Source organism: Gimesia chilikensis (assembly GCF_008329715.1).
Taxonomy (GTDB): Bacteria; Planctomycetota; Planctomycetia; order Planctomycetales; family Planctomycetaceae; genus Gimesia; species Gimesia chilikensis.
On the sequence record NZ_VTSR01000001.1, the window covers coordinates 354,608 to 373,568 of the forward strand.

General features: G+C 50.5%; 11 protein-coding genes. 5 read left to right on the forward strand and 6 right to left on the reverse strand.

Annotated elements, in window-relative coordinates; all coding sequences use genetic code 11:
• Window positions 1-45: 45 nt before the first annotated feature.
• The 4 genes from FYZ48_RS01265 to FYZ48_RS01280 all read right to left on the reverse strand — a co-directional run bounded on the left by FYZ48_RS01265 (window position 46) and on the right by FYZ48_RS01280 (window position 8,804).
• Window positions 46-1,704, reverse strand: a complete 1,659-nt coding sequence (locus FYZ48_RS01265; RefSeq protein WP_149336695.1) for a Glu/Leu/Phe/Val dehydrogenase dimerization domain-containing protein — start codon at window positions 1,702-1,704, stop codon at window positions 46-48.
• A complete protein-coding gene (locus FYZ48_RS01270) occupies window positions 1,704-5,822 on the reverse strand; it encodes a response regulator (RefSeq protein ID WP_149336697.1) in 4,119 nt (1,372 codons plus the stop codon). Before FYZ48_RS01270 ends, FYZ48_RS01265 begins: the two co-directional genes overlap by 1 nt.
• 402 nt (window positions 5,823-6,224) lie before the next feature.
• Window positions 6,225-8,189: an outer membrane protein assembly factor BamB family protein gene (locus FYZ48_RS01275; protein WP_187781819.1), complete on the reverse strand. Its 1,965-nt coding sequence runs from the start codon at window positions 8,187-8,189 to the stop codon at window positions 6,225-6,227.
• Window positions 8,190-8,315: 126 nt separating this feature from the next.
• Window positions 8,316-8,804 carry a HEAT repeat domain-containing protein gene (locus FYZ48_RS01280; RefSeq protein ID WP_149336701.1) on the reverse strand — a complete coding sequence of 163 codons (489 nt, stop codon included), beginning with the start codon at window positions 8,802-8,804 and terminating at the stop codon, window positions 8,316-8,318.
• 952 nt (window positions 8,805-9,756) lie between these two features.
• On the opposite strand from FYZ48_RS01280, the gene FYZ48_RS01285 reads away from it, so the two are divergent.
• Window positions 9,757-10,113 (forward strand): cytochrome c, encoded by a 357-nt coding sequence (locus FYZ48_RS01285; RefSeq protein WP_242022292.1) that lies wholly within the window; start codon window positions 9,757-9,759, stop codon window positions 10,111-10,113.
• Window positions 10,114-10,179: 66 nt separating this feature from the next.
• Here the strand turns inward: FYZ48_RS01285 and FYZ48_RS01290 are convergent, their stop codons facing one another.
• On the reverse strand, window positions 10,180-10,947 hold the full coding sequence (locus FYZ48_RS01290) for an SDR family NAD(P)-dependent oxidoreductase (protein WP_149336706.1): 768 nt from the start codon (window positions 10,945-10,947) through the stop codon (window positions 10,180-10,182).
• Window positions 10,948-11,188: 241 nt separating this feature from the next.
• On the opposite strand from FYZ48_RS01290, the gene FYZ48_RS01295 reads away from it, so the two are divergent.
• Complete coding sequence (locus FYZ48_RS01295) at window positions 11,189-11,677, forward strand: SRPBCC family protein (protein WP_149336708.1); 489 nt, start codon at window positions 11,189-11,191, stop codon at window positions 11,675-11,677.
• Here FYZ48_RS01295 and FYZ48_RS01300 read toward each other — a convergent pair.
• A complete protein-coding gene (locus FYZ48_RS01300) occupies window positions 11,674-12,915 on the reverse strand; it encodes a sialidase family protein (protein WP_149336710.1) in 1,242 nt (413 codons plus the stop codon). The two genes, FYZ48_RS01295 and FYZ48_RS01300, sit on opposite strands and share 4 nt — an antisense overlap.
• Window positions 12,916-13,133: 218 nt before the next feature.
• Here FYZ48_RS01300 and FYZ48_RS01305 point away from each other — a divergent pair, with 218 nt between their 5' ends.
• The 3 genes from FYZ48_RS01305 to FYZ48_RS01315 all read left to right on the forward strand — a co-directional run bounded on the left by FYZ48_RS01305 (window position 13,134) and on the right by FYZ48_RS01315 (window position 18,937).
• Window positions 13,134-14,606, forward strand: a complete 1,473-nt coding sequence (locus FYZ48_RS01305) for an Nramp family divalent metal transporter (RefSeq protein WP_149336712.1) — start codon at window positions 13,134-13,136, stop codon at window positions 14,604-14,606.
• A 125-nt stretch (window positions 14,607-14,731) separates the two neighbouring features.
• Window positions 14,732-17,434 (forward strand): PSD1 and planctomycete cytochrome C domain-containing protein, encoded by a 2,703-nt coding sequence (locus FYZ48_RS01310; protein WP_149336714.1) that lies wholly within the window; start codon window positions 14,732-14,734, stop codon window positions 17,432-17,434.
• Window positions 17,435-17,479: 45 nt separating this feature from the next.
• Window positions 17,480-18,937, forward strand: coding sequence for a DUF1501 domain-containing protein (locus FYZ48_RS01315; protein ID WP_149336716.1), 1,458 nt, complete (start codon window positions 17,480-17,482; stop codon window positions 18,935-18,937).
• Window positions 18,938-18,961: the final 24 nt, after the last annotated feature.

Consider the following 18,961-nt stretch of genomic DNA (forward strand, 5'->3'; position numbering starts at 1 on the left):
ATCTATTATCCGACTGTTCGTTTCCCGCTGAATTTGCACTTTCGCTTATGGGAACAGGCCACGCGCCAGCTTGGCCTGCGCGACGCGTTCAATCCCTTCCATTAGTGCCGCCGTCCGCATGTCGACATTGTTCTTCTCCGCACGGTTCAAAGTACGCTGAAACGCATCTTGCAGAATGCGTTTCAATCGTTGATTGACTTCATCCAGGCTCCACATATAGTTCTGCGTATCCTGCACCCATTCGAAGTAAGAAACAGTCACCCCACCTGCGTTTGCCAGAATATCAGGGAGTATGAAAACCCCTTTTTCATTGAGTACCTCATCAGCTTCCAGAGTAGTAGGCCCGTTAGCACCTTCCGCCAGTAGACGGCAATTAATGCGATCTGCATTTTCTGCTGTGATCTGATTTTGCAATGCAGCAGGTACTAGAATATCACACTCCAGTTCCAGCAGTTCCTGGTTCGTGATTTCATCTCCTTGGGAATAACCTTCCAGAAAACGGTTCTTACTTACATACTCAAGTAGTGAGGACATCGAAAGCCCATTACGGTTATAGATGCCCGTGGTTGCATCGCTGACACCGATGATTTTCACGCCCAGATCACTCAAAAACTGGGCAGCATGACTGCCCACATTTCCAAACCCCTGAATCACCGCCGTAGACTCACTGAGATTCATCTTCAGATGCCGGGCCGCTTCTTCAATCAGATAGACGACGCCTCTCCCTGTCGCTTCATTACGTCCCCGAGCTCCCCCGAGGACGACCGGCTTACCTGTCACGACTGCCGGTACAGAGTAACCTACCTGTTGGCTGTACGTATCCATAATCCAAGCCATCACTCGTTCGTTGGTTCCCATATCGGGAGCAGGAATATCTTTCTCAGGACCAATGATCGGACTAATTTCGGTCGCAAATCGTCGGGTGAGTCGCTGCAGTTCATGACCGGTTAACCCCGTGGGATCGATGCGGACGCCCCCTTTGGCTCCACCAAAGGGTAGGTGCACCAGGGCACACTTCCAGCTCATCCACATCGCCAGTGCTGAAACTTCTCCGAGGCTGACATCCTGATGATAGCGAATCCCCCCTTTGGTAGGTCCCATAGTCAGAATGTGCTGTACTCGATAGCCGAATACCGTTTCGACTTCGGTATAATGATCTCGACGAAATGGCAGCGTCACGACCAGCGTTCGTTGCGGAAACAATAATCGCTGGCGAATATTATCGTCCAGCCCCATATATTGAGCCGCCTTGAGGAACTGTCGCTGCGCCAGCCTGAACATCGGCGAATCCCATTCGGCATCCCGCACACGTGTCCGCTCAATCGCATAACGTAAAGAACGTGTTAGCGAAGTTCGGCTCAGCTGTGTCTTAACCAGATAATCCTGGGCCCCCGCCTCAACCGCCTTCGCAGCCAGTTTCACATCATCCAGGCTCGTGACAATTACGATTGGGATCGCGGGGGCAAACGAACGGACCCGGATGAACGTATCCAGGTCCTCGCTGTCAGGCAGTGTCAAGTCCAGCAGAATAATGTCGACCGGGACTGCCTCGAGCAGTTTCAAACCATCCTGGAGAGATCCTGCATGCTGTAATTGAAATACGGGTGCCCGGGATTCCCCCAGCAGGGTTTTCACCAGTCCTACATGAATCGGGTTATCTTCAATGAACAATACTTTGACGCCACTTCCTGATGCGACATTCATTATTTATTTCCTTCCAGAGCGGTAGAATCAATGTGAGCAGAAACAGCTGGCAGTAATCGGTCGACTTCCTGTTCCAGGGCAGGCAGAGCTTCGCGCGCTTCCGTCAGCTTTTCCTCTTTTCCAAGTAACTCCAGCTTCAACGCGGCATCGGCAGCATGGTGTGCTTCAAAAACGGCAGCTGAACTTTTTAGTGTATGAGCGGCTCGCCTTAGTGACGAAGCATCCCGCTGTTGTATTGCATCCCGGATTTCGTTCAGCAGTTTAGGGGCTTCCTGCAGAAACAGTTGACCCAGTTCGCTCAAGGCTTCAGCAGGTATTTCTGATTTCTCCATCGCCTGTTCCCAGTTCAATACATCATCATTGTGCCCCTGTTCTTCAGACTGGTTCATGATTAACTCCTCTCCCGATTCTTCACCTTGGGCTGACTCGTATTCCATCTGAATCGAATCCGCCTGCTGTTCTGACTCCTCTGATGTGGACTCATTTTTTTCAGCTGCGAGTTGGGCATTCATTTGCAGTGTTTCTTCAATCATCTGGTACAGTTCCCGCACACGAACCGGTTTAGAAACATAGCCGTCCATCCCGGCCTCAAGACAGCGTTCCCGGTCTCCCTTCATCGCATGTGCAGTCATCGCAATGATTGGAATATGTTCCCCGCTTGTCTGCTCGTAGTTTCGAATTTCACGAGTCGCTTCCAGGCCATCCATCTCAGGCATCTGGACATCCATTAGAATGAGATCAAAATGGGCTGTTTTTCTCTGTTCGACCGCCTCTTTCCCGTTGGTCACGACAGTAATTTCGTGGCCATGAGGTTGCAGCAGGGCCAGCGCCAGTTTCTGATTCACGATACTGTCTTCTGCCAGCAGTATTTTTAAAGGCGGAATACGCTTACCCAGTTCAGCCGTTTTCAATCGCGTCGAATGATGATCTACCCCGTTAATTCCCAATGTCTCTGCGATCGAGTTAAACAGTTCCGACTGCTTGAGAGGCTTGATCAGGTGCGCTGCAATTCCGAGTTTCTTGCAGCGGGAGATCTCTCCTCTTCGGTCACTGGAAGTAATCATCATAATGACGGCACTTCCCAGTTCCTTATCCTGTTTGATCGCTTTCGCCAGCGAGAACCCATCCATCGTCGGCATATTCGCGTCCACCAGTACGAGATCGAAAGGTTCCCCCGCCCTCACGCGGGCATGCATCGCTTCCAGAGCATCTTTCCCACGCGTGACGGTTTGGGGTTGCATCTTCCAGTTAGAGAGCATTTCTTCCAGAATCTGACAGTTGGTGAGGTTATCATCAACAACCAGCACGCGCAGGCCATCCAGGTCAGCTTTGACCAATGGTTCACTGGCGGGGACTTCTTCCTGTGTCAGTTCAAAATGAGCTGTAAAATGAAATGCACTCCCCTGATCGACTTCACTGATGACCCAGATTCGCCCCCCCATTAAATTGATCAGGCGGGAAGCAATCGCCAGGCCGAGTCCAGTACCGCTGAACCGACGGGCCATCGATTCATCAACCTGCTCAAAGGCCTGAAAGATTTGTTTCTGTTTGCTTTTGGGAATTCCGATCCCCGTATCACGCACGACGAAGTGCAACAGAACGTCTCTCTCTGATTGAGATTCGACATTCACATCTACGACCACTTCTCCCTCATCCGTAAATTTGATGGCATTTCCGACGAGATTGACAATGATCTGTCGTAAGCGGTAACGGTCACCAACGATGGTATCAGGAACTTCCGGCGCCAGATGAAATGCCAGTTCCAGGCGTTTGTGATGCGCCCGAACAGCCAGCGATTTCATGGTATCCCCCAGATTTTCCCTCAGGTGGAATGCGGCCTGATCCAGATCGAATCGGCCTGCTTCAATTTTGGAGAAATCCAGAATGTCATTGATCACTGCCAGTAGAGATTCCCCCGATTCCTGCACCATGGTCATGTATTCCCGCTGGGTGGGGTTCAGATCGGTATCGAGCAGTAATTCGGTCATCCCAATCACGGCATTCATGGGAGTTCGGATTTCGTGACTCATCGTTGCCAGAAAAGCACTTTTTGCCTGGCTGGCTGCCTCGGCAGCTTCTTTAGCCCGTTTGAGTTCTTCCTCGGCCCGCTTGACTTCCGTGATATCATGCACAAAGGCAGCAAACAGGAAATTGTCCCCCTGTCGCACGGGAGTGATCGTCAGTTCCACAGGAAATTCGTGGCCGTCCTGATGCAGAGCTGAGAGCTCCAGACGCTTGTTAAGAACAGGGCCTTCACCTGATGAAAGAAATTTTTCGACCCCCTGCATATGTTGCAATCGATAGCGTTCCGGAATGATGGTTTCCACCAGCGACCGTCCAATCACCTCCTGTTGAGTCCATCCAAAAGTCGCTTCCGCCTGTTCATTCCAGTCACAAATTCGACTGTTCTCATCGATACCGACGAATGCTTCATGCGTCGTCGCCAGAATGGCCCGATTTTTCTTATCGCGTGATTCCAGTTCTTCCTGTGTGGCTTTCGCTTCCGTAATATCGTGCATCACGATCACGCCACCACGCAGATCACCACGATCATTTTTCAAAGGACGTGCAGTCACACTGATCCAGGTTCCGTCAGGAATATCGGGATTTTTGAGAAAGAGAATCGAATCATCGAGTGACTCTCCCCGCATGGCCCGCGCCAGAGGCAGATCCTCGGAAGGACACATCGAAACTCCGTCTGCAAGGTAACAGCCATAGATCTGTGACCACTTGGAAGGATCTACATTCTGCGGTCCGATACCAACAATCTGCTCTGCAGCCGGGTTCCAGAAGACGGAATTCCCATCCTGATCCGCAACGATTACTCCATCTCCCATGCTGTCCAGAATTGACTGCAGGATTTGAGTCTGGCGACGCAATTTCTTTTGTGACGCGTTCAACTCCGCAGTTCGCTGTTCAATCCGTTCCTCCAGTTGATCCCGTGAGGCTGCCAGTTCCGAGGTCATATGATTAAACGCAGCCCCCAGCATCCCCACTTCATCTGTCGAAGTGATCGGCACCCGGACATCCAGATTTCCACGAGCGATTTTCGATGCAGTATCGGCCAGTCCCAATACCGGCCGGGTCACTCTCCGGGCAACCAGAAAAGAGACCACCATTCCGAAAAAAACGAGCCCAAACTGCAGTCCCAGTAACAGATGACGTAAATGTGTTACGGGAGCGTAGGCCTCTGTGAGATCAATTTTGGCTACCATTCCCCAGGGAGCATCATCGCTATTGGGCTGATAATCTACAGGACGGTAAGAGACAAGCACTTCATCGCCACTGTAATGCATAACCTCGGATCCGCTTTCCCCATTCAGCGCTTTCTCCATTGCAGGTACTTCTTTGAGTTGCACGGATCTTTGCGTGCTGTCTTCCGGGGTCAATAAATATCGTACCCGGTCTCCCTCTCTGGTCGCGACCAGAAGTGCTCCCGTGTCCTGCAACCCCGTCCGATTCGTCAGGATCCGCTCCAGAGGAGTGACATCGAGCCAGACCATTAAAACGCCGATCAGATCCCCCGCTTCACTCTTCATGGGAGCCATGAGGTAAGTCACATACTTACCATCTACTTTCTGTGGATAATCCAACTGGGGATGTTCTTTCGCTTTCAGAAATCCAGGATCATCGGCAAATGTCTGATTGAGATAATTGTCACTCGTCGCAGTGATCACAGTCCCTTCCGGATTCACTATCCAGAGATCTCGAAACTCGGAGGTACTCCCCGAAATAGTATCTTCCAGTATCCGCTTTGATTCAGACTGGAAAGCATCCTCATCGAGAGTTCCCTGTTCGAAGTCTTGAATCAGCTCCCTCAGGTGAGTCCGACTGGTAATCAACGCAGCCCGATCCAACTGCTGTCGTACATAACCTTCGAATAATGCAGCCCGATCACTGACGACCAGTTGCAGGCGGACGCGAATATTGTCGTGCAGAATATCGCGGGCAAAAATATAAGCGAGATGCCCCAGAATACCGGCAGTGAGCACCACAACGATGGCCACAAACAGGGTATTCTTTAAGAGCAATGATCGCCAGAAAGAAGGTGGCTCAGCTGTGAACGAACGCTGATCGTCTGGCGGTGGGACGGGAATCTGTTGTTCGGAAGCGTACATGTAACTGCCCTTCCTCTCCCCCGATACAGCTCTGCCATGCTGAGAAAGTTTTAACCGCTTCCCCAACCTGAAAACAGAGGCTCTTGCCTGATGGCAATGCCTAAGCTGATTGCTTACTGTATCGGCCTAAGTATATTGTAGGCAACAACCTTTGTTTTGAAAACAGGCTGTCTGACGGAATATTACCCCGCTCATCTCCAATGGATTCTGTCACACCACTTCGCCCCGGGTGAGACAGCGACCAACCAATCGCATCCCATCCCCCTTTGGGCGTAAGCATTTTAAAAATCGACACTTACAGGAATTCATCAGATTTCCGTATTGAGAATAAGCCGTTCGCCTGTCTGCTGATAAAAGCCCTATTCTAAATGGAGTGCAGTAATATGAATCTCCTTTTAGAGATCAATAACGCAGCCAGAGGACGAAAACTCCACTAGCATAAAAACAGGTAAATGTAATCAGCTTCAATAGCAAAGCGAAGCACACCTGTAGCGGTGTCTGAGGTTTCAAATACCATTCCGAGCAACCTGCAGGTAACGCCCCGATGGGTCCCGCCAGGAACGCCCATTCGAAGACGAGGCTCAGCCGACGACAGATTAAAAAGTAGAAAGTAAATACCCCAAGTAAACCGATCAGTGGCCCATAATCTCGCCAGAAAGCAGCCCGTTGCCCTTCCCTGCGAAACTGGACAGACTCCAGCACAGGCTCGGTCGCAATATAGAGACACAACGGCCACGTGAAAATAAAATCCTGATACCAGAGACTGATCCAGGTGGTTCCCAGTGCACCAGCTAGAAATGCAATGAAGCGGTATGAACGGATCCACACTCGCCTTCGATGCTGAGCTGGTATCCACCAGAGTGGGACCGCGGCCAGCATCAGGCTGATGATCAGTAACCCGAGAGACCAGCAGTACCAGCTGATAAGCCATTCCGTCGAAGGCAAATCAAAAGCGTACTCCGGCTCCACGGACAGAATCTGTCCCGCCCAGTCGTAGTAAGCTTCCTGCGGAATGTCAGCCAGATTCAATGTAGCCTGATCGGTTGGTAACAGATCAGGATTCCCGATATAAACACAGGCAGCGCGGGATTGGTTTCGAATAAATACACAACCACGGTACAGCACGGGGGGCGTCCAGGTTAATTCCCCAGAAAGAACCGAACATCGAGCCATAATATCACATTGCTCGGAATTCTGACGAAGCAGGATCAACTCGCCTCGTTCATTCAGTAGAATCAGTTTTCCATCAGCGACAATGATGCCGGATTGTCCCAGTTCATCAGAGATGTCATTATTCGATCGTTCGGGGCGTCCAGATCCCTGCTCCCATAATTCTTCACCTGTCAAAAAATCAATACAACGAAACTTACCTCGAGAAGGACGTTGTGTTTTTGACTGTTGATCAAAAATATCAAAACCGTATATCCTCCCATCCACCAGCACACTCGATAACACATCATTGGACATCACACGAGAACGCCAGACTGTTTTCAACGGTTCTGAGTGTGGAAACTGATCCGGCAGTTTTAGTAACTGAGAGCCAGAACGAAATGGAGCAGCGAGCCAGAGGTACGGTTCTCGATAAAGGGGCCAGGCGGAGTGCTCGTCATACCCTTCGGATAACTCATGCTCGAGCAGCAGCTCTCCTGTCTGCAAATCATGGATAACCAGGGCGTTCTCCAGATAACCCACCACCAGTTTTTGCCCCTTACGTTCAATCGGAAATGCTGGACAGTAACTGGCAGGTCGATTGCCTGCCTGCCAGACGGTCTTCCCATCGTTGAGATTCAGAGCAACCAGGCTGGCGTCTGGACCGCCCACTGGTAAGATGACCAATTGGTCCACGACTGTCGGCGAACAGGCATAACCAAATCCGTCTCCCCCCGTACCGTGAAACTCTTCCAATACATTTCTGGACCAGATCAGTTTCCCCCGATTCGCATCCAGACAGCCGATAAGTCCACTGGGTGCCGCAAAAATAACCTTTCCATCAGCCAGCGTGGGGGTTGCCCTTGGTCCGGGATAAACGCCCGCCAGTTCATAAGGCCAGTCATAACGGTATTGCCAGATCGTTTTTCCCGTTTTGGCCTCCAGACAATACACGTATTGTCCCTGTAAAGTCTGGGCCTGGGTATAGACGCGATTCCCCTGGGCGACGAAAGCAGAATATCCCTGCCCCAGTTCTTTAACCCACAGAACTGGAGGTCCCTCTTCAGACCAGTTGTCCGCCAGATTTATTTCCGGAGAATGCGCATCAAAATCAGCGCCCCGAACATCAGGCCATCCACGATCTTCCACACCAGAGGGTAAAAAGGGATTAGGATCGCTCGCCTGACCTCGTGTCGTAATAAAGAAAAACAGAAACAAAACCGCCCCCAGGATCTGCATCCTGATGGTTAGCAGATCCTGTTCTGACCGTTTCTTTCTGCACAAAGAACATTTCACAGGCAGACCTGCTGAAATGAAGGTGCGGGAATTGATAAATCGAACAGGCTACTTCAGCTTTGAAAGAGCCTTTTCGGATTCAACCGGAACCAGCAGAGACGAATCAAGCGACATCAGCGCTTCAACCACAGGGGTCAACGGCTCACGTAGTTTTTCGTCATCTGATGCCAGATGATGCAACACAAAACAACCACCGTCCCGGAACCGGGCTGGTTCATTAATCAGCGCACGTAAGAGGGCAGGCACAGAATCGTTATTCATTCCAATTAAAGCAGAAGCAGCAACAAACCTCACACTGTCGTCGTCTGCCAGGATCTCGATCAATGGTTCGACTGCAGCAGGGTCTCTGATTTCCCCCAGCGCCTTGGCTGCCTCCCAGCGCATTGTTTCGGAAGAATGATGCAGCGCATTGATCAAAGCCGGGACCGCATCTGATCCTGCTTGAACTAATTGATGACGCGCTGACTGTCTGATCTCTCCATCAGAGCTGTCGAGCTGAGAAATCCAGTCTGTGAGTTGACTTTCGTTGCCTGCCATTGATCTGCCTCCTGATGCTGTTCTTAAGAAAATCAATATTCTCCAAAGGTCGAATTAAACATTACTCTAATCCTACCAAAACATCCTGATTTTACCATGCCTTCAACAAAGTACACCAGTCTATACTGAGCAAAGAACGGCAGAAGGAACCTGTCAGCCCCGTCTTGACTAATTGAATATCACGAAGTGCAGACGGGAATCAGTTGTGATCAGCACCAGGGATAATTAAGATTTAACCTGGCAAAGATGTCATCTGAGAAATATACTCGAACGATTTACCGAGACCCATCAGGCGATTTGTATGACCTACGTCCCCAGCAGATTTTTGAGAATTGCATTGATTCTGCTTTCCATTTGTTTTCCTCTCCCGGGTGGACATTCACACCAGGGAATGGCTGAAACTGAACTCGCCACCCATCTACGACTTTACCATGCATGCGACCACTCTCCCCTTCTTCTCAGAAGTTGGCACTCCCATTCCCCCCTGCCGCTACCCGTTTCAGGTTTCATTAATGCATTTCCTGTAGTGGGAGAAAGTGGTGACGCTTGTAAGAAACGACTCAATCAGCAAAATCAATTCGAATCGGGTAGTCTGAGGCGAATTCTTTGTAACGTAGATGGCAATTCAGCAAGTCAGACTACATCAATCCCGATTCAGCATCTTTCAGAAATCGGCTGTCCCCTCTTTATGCAACTGAATGTTCAATTAATCTAACATCGCCTTACTCAGAGTTAGCTGTTATTTTTTCATCCTGGGAGATTAAGTCTGCAGGAAATGTAATATCCAATCTGAAATTTCGTTTCATTTAAATTTAGAGAGAATCAAATGCAGAGAATTAATCGAAAATCATTGTTCGGAACTATTGTTCTATTGGGGTTGGGAACCGCCCTGGTATGGTCACAGTCAACACAGACTCTCGCTGGACCAGATTCGAAGAAATCTGAAGCGGGTGTGCCCGTTGAACCCGATATGCACGAATTCATGGAATATGTCTTCCAGCCGACCTACAAACGGCTTAAGCAGTCCATCGCGACAGAACCTGAAAACCGCAAGGCCTGGAAATCCATCAAATCAGATGCCCTGATCCTGGCTGAAGGTGGGAATTTATTGCTTCTGCATGAGTTGAAAGATAACGGCACCAGTTGGAATACACACAGCGTGAATGTTCGTAAGGAAGGTGGACTGCTTTATAAAGCAGCGAAAGCCAGAGACTTCAAAGTTGCTCGCAAGCATTACGAGGCCATGCTGAAAAACTGCAACGCCTGCCACCAGGATTTTGCAGATGGCGAACATCAGCTGGCTCCTTAAGTCTATTGACAAACTCTAAAAATATAAAATGCCTGACAGGGACCGAAATTCTTGCCAGGCATTTTTTCAACCACTCTTCTGTCTCGGTCGTGGAATCACAGAAGCCAACCCACCATCGATTCCCAGAATCTGACCCGTCATCCAACTGTTCTCCGGGTTCACCAGCCATTCTATCAGCGAAGCGACATCAGCTGGCTCCCCCAGTCGATCCAGGGCATGCATCGAAATCGAAGTCGCTTCCGCTGCTTCTGACTCCCACAAATGACGAGTCATATTCGATTTGACCAGACCGGGAGCCACGGCATTGACTCGAATCCCTCGGCTGGCATAGGTAGCGGCTGCTGACAGGGTTAAACCGGCTATCCCAGCCTTGGCAGCAGCAATGGCTTCATGGTTTGCGATTCCAGCTCGGGCTGCAGCGGATGAGATCAAAACAACCGAGCCACCATTCTTACGCATGACCTGAGCAGCACTCCGAACTGTTATGAAAGCGGATGTCAGATTCACGGAAAGCGTTTGAGCCCATTCCTCATCTGAGGTCAGGTGAGCGGGTTTCAACAACACAGAACCAATACAGTTCACAACGCCGTCGACACTTCCAAGATTCGCTTCTGCCTGTTTCAGGCATTCATCAATGGTCTGCGGCTGAGTGGCTTCAATTCTGCATGTAGGAGAGTCCAGTTCCGTGGATAATCGGTTCAGTTTCTCCTGATCACGCCCCCCCAGCATCACTTTCTGTCCGGCTTTAACCAGTCGTTGGCTGAGTTCAGATCCTACGGATCCAGTTGATCCCAGTATCACATAGTTTTGTGCATCGCCAACAGTAACAGACATACCTTGTTCCAATTATTAAATCACAATTCGTCAGGAAAATTGTGTGAGTTGAGCATTTCCAGATGGGGGATTCAACAAATCTGATAATAAAACCCTACTTTTTTCACCACTCAGGACAATAATCCCTTAGTTTGCATGGGTATTTTACTGTCAGTTTGATAGTCGGCTGATGGCGTATTTCAATCCCTGAAACATCATTTTTTGCCTTCACATCGACAAGCCTGGCAGGATCGCAACAGACATGCTGAATATTAGAAGAAATCCCTCGGGGAATTATGAACTGGAAACTGAGATCTTCATCCCCTGCCCCATTAAGGAGGTTTTCGACTTCTTTGCGCAACCTGAGAATCTCGAAACCATTACTCCCCCCTGGCTGAATTTCAAAATCATCACCCCGGGACCGATTGAGATGCAGGCTGGTGCCTTAATTGACTATCAACTCAAGCTGCACGGAATCCCGCTTCGCTGGAGGACAGAAATCACTGAATGGGTCCCCGGAGTCCGGTTTGTCGATACACAACTCAAGGGCCCCTATCGCTTGTGGAGGCATCTACACACATTTGAAGAACAGACCGATGGTACGCTGGCCAGGGACCATGTGACATATTCCGTTTATGGAGGTGCTCTCATCAATCGCCTTTTCGTGCAAGGCGATGTCGAACGGATTTTCAAATACAGACTGGAGCGGCTCAAGAATTTAGAGTTTGCAACGACCAGCCAACAGGGTTAGTCATCTTTTGACTTGTCAGAAGGCGTCGCCCGGCTGATCAGAATCTTGAGTCGGGATTTCGGCCCGTTCAGTTTGCGAGCCATGATATCCTGCTCAGTAAAGCGGGCCAGCAGGATTTCTCCGTCTGTGGAACGGTTCCGATCATACGAAATATAAATTGTTCCATCCGGTGCCTGAAATCCATCGGGATAGGAAATTCCCTTCCGTTCATCCAGCACCAGTCCTCCTTGCCAGGTCATGCCGTCATCCTCTGATAACCAGGCACTCAATTGAACCCGACCCTTGTGCGCATCAATTTTGTCACCATGCTTGATTAATAGCAGTCGACCCGAGGCTAACCGGCGGATGTGAAAGCGGGCATTGGGCTGTTTGATCTGGGGAGGTAATGAAGGCTTCGCCCAGGTTAGTCCACCATCCCGGGATGTTGTCTGCATAATACCTTTACTGGTCCGGGCCAGCATCCAGAGAGTACCGTCTTTACGTTCGACGATCATGTGTTCGTGCCAGTCCGGATTGGGAAACCGCGCGGCCCCCCTGCGATTCCAGGTTGCCCCTTTATCAGTGGATACAAACACATTTGCGCCTCGTACAGGATCCAGTTCTTTAAAACATCCCTTGAAAGGACCGAAACCTTCCCGCTGATCGAGGGAAATCGGTAGCATCCATTCTCCATTGGAGAGTACCGTTGGTTTATTCAGTGTGACCCCATGCCAGATACGACGCGGCTCAGACCAGACCGGTACGTCAGCATCGGGGTTACTACAAACGGTGGCCCAAACCCCAGCTCTCCCGTCAAACATGTGCATTGACTGATCAAATATAAGCCACAAACGTCCTTCCGGATCGGTCCAGAGATTTCCTACTAGAATACTGCGATCCATGGGCAAATCAGCTGAATGTGAATCGAGGACCAAACGGGGTTGTGACCAGGTCTCTCCATCATCATCACTTGTGGCCAGCACAAAAAACGCCTTAGGACTATCGCCACCAGCTACCCAGCAGGCCCAGAGACGCCCTCCCGGGGTACGTTCAATCCCAATTGTCATGCCGTAATCGAGCTTATCGTAGCCATATTCAGGTAGTGGAGACGTATTCAGAGCAGGAGGAATCAGCGCCAGATCGGCAATCTTTTCCATACGCTCGATTTGATTTACCGACTTCGTTTGGGGTTCGGCTGCAAAGAGTCCCGCACCGAACAAGAGCCCGCAAACACCTGCAACAATAATCGAATGTTTCATAAAACTGATGCCCTGTTTTATTGAATGACTCAAAAGACAATTCTTTGCCTGTGATCATTATGGCAAATCACAAGACCGACAACCAGGCGCGAACTTCACATTGAGACTCCGTGCCGCCCAGGAATCAAATAAAACCTTGCTGATGTTTAACAATCTGTTAGAGTCATGCCATATTGAAAACACGGAAACAAAGCACTGAGGGTATCAGCGAGACTGAAATGAGCAACAACAATAGTCCTCAATCTGCAAGGATCACTGGCGATCTCGCTCCCTGGAGCGAAGAGGATCTGCCAGCCCCACCTCCTTTTTCAATTCGCAATCTGTTTCGTACGATCGGCCCGGGGGCCATCCTGCTCGCTGGTTCCATTGGTGGTGGCGAGTGGCTGATTGGTCCTACGATAACTGTCAAATACGGTATGAGTATTCTCTGGATTGCGACAGTCGCGATTGCTCTTCAGCTTTTATTTAATCTGGAGGCAATTCGTTACACACTCTATACCGGAGAACCCATTCTGGTAGGTATTATGCGTTTGCGTCCCGGATCTAAGTTCTGGGCGAGTGGTTACATCTTTGCTACCGTAGCGCAACTGGGAGTGCCGGCTCTGGCAGCCGGATGCGCCTCAGTCCTCTTCGCAACCTTTGCCGGTCGGATTGCCGGTGACGGAGATGCGACGGCACTTCATCTGCTGACATACCTGGTAATTGCAATTACGGTAGCTATTCTACTCTCTGGAAAAACAATTGAGCGAATGCTGGAGTACTTTTCCTGGGTGATGATTACCTTCATCTTTTCCTTTCTGATTACCGTCAACCTGCTGTTTGTTCCCTTCTCACACTGGTTAAAAACACTCTCTGGATTTGTCCAGTTTGGCTCGCTCCCTGCCAATCTGGATCCGCTTCTTTTAGCCACGTTTGCAGCAACAGCTGGCTCCGGGGGCATCGGTAATCTGGTAATAACCAACTGGTATCGCGATAAAGGCTTCGGCATGGGCGCCAAAGTCGGATCGATTACCAGTGCTTTCAGCCACAGTGAAATGCAGCTCTCACCAGTCGGAAAAGTGTTTCCCCTCACTGAGGAAAACCTGAATCACTGGCGTTCCTGGTGGAAATACGTCTCCGCAGACCAGGTCTGGCTCTGGGGGCTGGGTTGCCTGGTCGGCATGTTTCTGAATGTGAATCTCGCAACCGCAGTCATTCCGGAAAACACTAATATGGAGCATCTGGCTGCGGGAGCATTTCAGGCACGTTTCATGGCAGAACAACTCTGGACTGGTTTCTGGTGGTTGGCCCTGTTGAACGGATTCTGGGTGTTGATGTCAACTCACCTCAGTAACACCGATGTGCTCATTCGAACGGTAACGGATATCGTCTGGGTAGCCAGCCCCCAGTTGCGGGAACGTCGTAAGATGAGTGTCAGTCGGCTCTATTATCTATTCCTGATGATAGCCACAGTCTGGGGTCTGTTTGCCGTACACTGGGGACACGCAATTTCCCTGTTTAAAATCCTGGGCGCTGTAGCAGGTCCTGTCCTGGCTGTTGCGGCGGTTCAGATCCTGATTATCAACACAAAACTACTGCCACAACAACTTCGGCCCCCCATCTGGCGACGTGCTGCCCTGATTGTCTGTGCTATCTGCTATGGCAGTCTGTCTGCTGCGTTCATCTGGGACTTGTATTTGTCTCTTAAATGAGCAAAACTACACTATAGTCCAACAGCAGCGTTCAAAGATTTTTGGAGCATCTCGACATGCCCTCTCTGCCGCTGATCAAAATATCCTGCATGCCTCTTAGACCAACAGCCATCTCAACAGGATTGATGTTGCTGTTTCTGGTTAGTGCTCACAGTCTCTCCCATGCAGCAGAACCTGATTCCCCGATCCTCTACGAAAACCGTGTTCGTACCATTCTGGATAATAAATGCGTGCGCTGTCACGGTCCCAGCGAAAAAAAAGCAGGGCTGGATCTAAGCACTCCCCGGGGAATTCTTAAAGGCAGCGAATCTGGACGTATCCTGCAAGGAGGCGCTGTTGATGAAAGCCTGTTATTCCAGATGATCGAGGCTGATGAAATGCCTCCAGACGAAAAAGACCATCTCAGCGCAACAGAGCGCGAGACAATCCGCGTATGGATTCAGACAGGTGCTCATTTCAGGGAATCCGTCAAAACCATACCAGCGGTAACGCAACATGATATCTTTCCTCTGCTCCATCTCCGCTGTGTTGCCTGCCATGGAGGCCGCCGCCAGGAGGCGGGCCTGGACCTGAGAACCAGACAGTCCATTATGCAGGGAGGCAAATCCGGCCCGGTAGTCGTTTCAGGGAATCCAGAAGCGAGCCTGCTGATTCAACGCATTAAAGCTGCCGAGATGCCTCCCAGGCGGAAACTGGTCTCTGTCAGTGTCAAACCGATGGAGGCGAATGAGCTGGAACGACTCTCCCAGTGGATTCAGTTGGGGCTCCCCGAGGTTAATCATTCTGAGATGACGGAATCAGAGACTCTCGTCAGCGAAGAGGATCGCCAATTCTGGTCTTTTCAGCCTCCAGTTCGAGTTGAACCTCCTCATGTGAAACAGCAGCACCGAGTGCAGAATCCCATTGATGCATTCATTATCAAAAAGCTCGAAGACAAGGGGCTTACATTAGCTCCTCCAGCAGACAAACGCACGCTGATCCGCCGACTGTCGATTGATTTAACAGGGCTGCCCCCCACTCCGGAAGAAATCGACAAGTTTTTAAACGATGATGATCCCCAGTCTTATGCAAACCTGGTGGACCGCCTGCTGGCTTCCCCTCGTTATGGTGAGCGCTGGGCCAGACACTGGCTGGATGCTGTCGGTTATGCAGATTCGGAAGGTGCGCAAAATGAAGATAAGCTGCGTCCTCATATGTATCGCTATCGTGACTACGTGATCCGCGCATTGAATGAGGATAAACCCTATTCACGATTCCTGCAGGAACAGATCGCCGGCGACGAACTTGTCGATTACCAGTCCGGAAATATCACATCCGAAGTCTATGACTGCCTGGTCGCCACCGGTTTTTTGCGAACAGCTCCCGACAGAACCTTCGCCAACATTACCAATTTCGTCCCGGATCGGCTTGAAGTCATCTCAGATGAAATTCAGATCCTGGGTTCAGCCGTCATGGGGTTGACCATCAAATGCGCCCGCTGCCACTCGCATAAATTTGACCCGATTCCGCAAAGCGACTATTACCGCCTGACAGCTATTTTCAAGGCGGCCTTTGATGAACATGACTGGTTAAAATCACAGGGCCCTCGTACCCTGTCTCATGTCAGTCAGGAAGAACATCAGAAATATCAGGAACACGAACGCCAACTGTCTCGACAACAGGGGCTACTACAAAAAGAACTTACCCAGTTGGATACGACTAAACCGGACTATCAACAGAAAAGTACAGAAGTTAAAAAACAGATCGCCGACCTCAAGGACCAACACTGGCCAGCCCCTCGGATTCGCGCCCTCTGGTCCCGAGAGTCCCCATCGCCCACCTATATCTATAAACGAGGAAACTATCTCACACCGGGTCGACCGGTCGAACCAGGTGTGCCTGCTGTCTTAACCAGTGCGAATAAATCAATTAAATTTGATCAAGTATCCGCTAATGGAAAGCCCGTCGGACGTCGACTGCTCTTCGCCCGCTGGCTGACTCAATCCAATCACCCACTGACAGCACGGGTGATGGTCAATCGAATCTGGTTACATCATTTTGGACGGGGCATTGTCAATACACCTGGAAACTTTGGCCGTGCAGGAGAGCGCCCGACACACCCGGAACTCCTTGACTGGCTGGCAACCGAATTTGTTCAACAGAACTGGAGTATGAAGGCCCTCCACAAGCTGATCGTCACCTCCAGTACTTATCGACAGTCTTCTGACATTTCCGACGAAGCAGCCCGACTCGACCCTACGGGAAGCCTCCTGTCCCGAATGCCTCTCAAACGAATGGAAGCGGAGGTTCTCCGCGATTCTCTTCTGTTAATCTGCGGTCAGTTGGACGAAACCCCGTTCGGACCGGCAGATCCTGTTGAGGCACGCGCCGATGGTCTGGTGACATCCCGGCGGGGTAAAGCTGGATGGCGCAGAAGTATCTACGTTTTACAGCGTCGCACCAAAATTCCCACCCTACTGGAAAACTTTGATTTCCCTCAAATGGGACCTAACTGTATTCAGCGTGGGGAATCCCTGGTGGCTCCTCAGGCTTTGCATCTCATGAATAACAAGATGATCCACCAGCTTGCGGTCTACTTTGCTGAACATATTCAACACACAGTCGGTGAAGACAGAGAGCAACAGATCCAGCAGATCTACCTGAGAGCACTGGGCCGAGCACCAGATCCTGAGGAAACCAGAATCGGCCTGGAAACGCTTCAGTTGCTGGAAGAAAAGTGGAGTACTCAACGGAAAGATAAGCAGACATCCTCAACCAGCGTAGAAAAAGCATTAAGCAGTTACTGTCACGCGATATTCAATCTGGCTGAATTCCAATACATCGATTGAATCAGAAAACCTCAAACTGAATATTTCAGAGAACGAATGTCAGACATGAAACAGGAACAACTGAGCGAAAATCATGTAAACAGACGCAGTTTTTTTGAGCAAGTCGCAACGGGACTCCAAGGCGCTGCATTAACCTGGCTCCTGCAGCAGGACCTGTATGCCGAGTCTACAGCTCCTGAAACGAAAAAACATCAATTTTTATCCGGTCCTCACCACAGGCCCCGGGCCAAATCTGTCATTCATCTATTTATGAACGGCGGTCCCAGCCAGATGGACCTGTTTGACCCCAAACCGATGCTCGACAAACTGCACGGCAAAGAACACTTCAAACAGATCGCAGGCGAAGTCGAATTTCCGGAACGTGCGGGAGCCTTAATGAAGAGTCCATTCCAATTCGCCCAGCACGGTGAATCGGGAATGTGGGTCTCTGATGTCATGCCTCACCTGGCGAAACAGGTCGATGAAATCACGATGATTCGTTCGATGTATACGACTAATCTGACTCATGAACCAGCACTTTATAAAATTCAGTCAGGCAGCGAATTCACTGGTCACCCCGCCCTGGGTGCCTGGGTCTCCTATGGACTGGGAAGTGAGAACCAGAACCTGCCCGCTTATGTTGTACTGGATGATCCACTGGGACTGCCCGTTAACGGTATCGAAAACTGGCAGGCGGGTTTCCTGCCTGCACAACACCAGGGAACCCGTTTTCGTGCAACTGGTTCACCTGTCTTGAATCTGAAACCGGAATTTGAGCGTCCACCGGCAGTTTCAGAATTGGAACGGAATCTGATTTCACGACTGGACCAGATTCACCAGCGTCGACACCAGCACCAGCATCAACTTGAAGCACGACTTTCAACCTATGCCTTGGCGGCCCGCATGCAGATTGCCGCCTCCGATGCACTTGATCTTTCCCAGGAAACGGCTGAGACACAGAGAATGTATGGGATTGATGAGCCGGTTACGGAATCCTACGGGCGTCGCTGCCTGATTGCACGTCGGCTTATCGAGCGTGGCGTTCGTTTTATTCAGTTGTTTATTAATAGTCAGATCTGGGACTCACATAATGCGATCGCCTCCAGCTTGAAATCAGCCTGCCGGAGAACAGATAAACCAGTTGCAGCACTTCTGCAGGATCTCAAGCAGCGCGGACTCCTGGATGAGACCCTGGTGATGTGGGGGGGAGAAATGGGTCGGCTCCCCATAGCTCAGCTGTCACCCGATAAAGATGCACGCAAATCAGGCCGCGATCATAATAAAAACGCGCTCTGCACCTGGATGGCAGGCGGCGGTGTGAAACGGGGCCTGGTTCTAGGTGAAACCGATGAACTGGGATTCGCCGCCGTGGAAAACCGGGTCAGTGTTCCCGACTGGCACGCCACGATGCTGCACCTGCTTGGCCTGAATCACGAAGAGCTTTTCATCGAACGCAATGGACTCAAAGAACGCCTGACAGGTGTCGGTAACGAACCCCGAGTTATCACAGAGATTTTGGCCTGATACCTGACAGAGACTGGCCCCCAA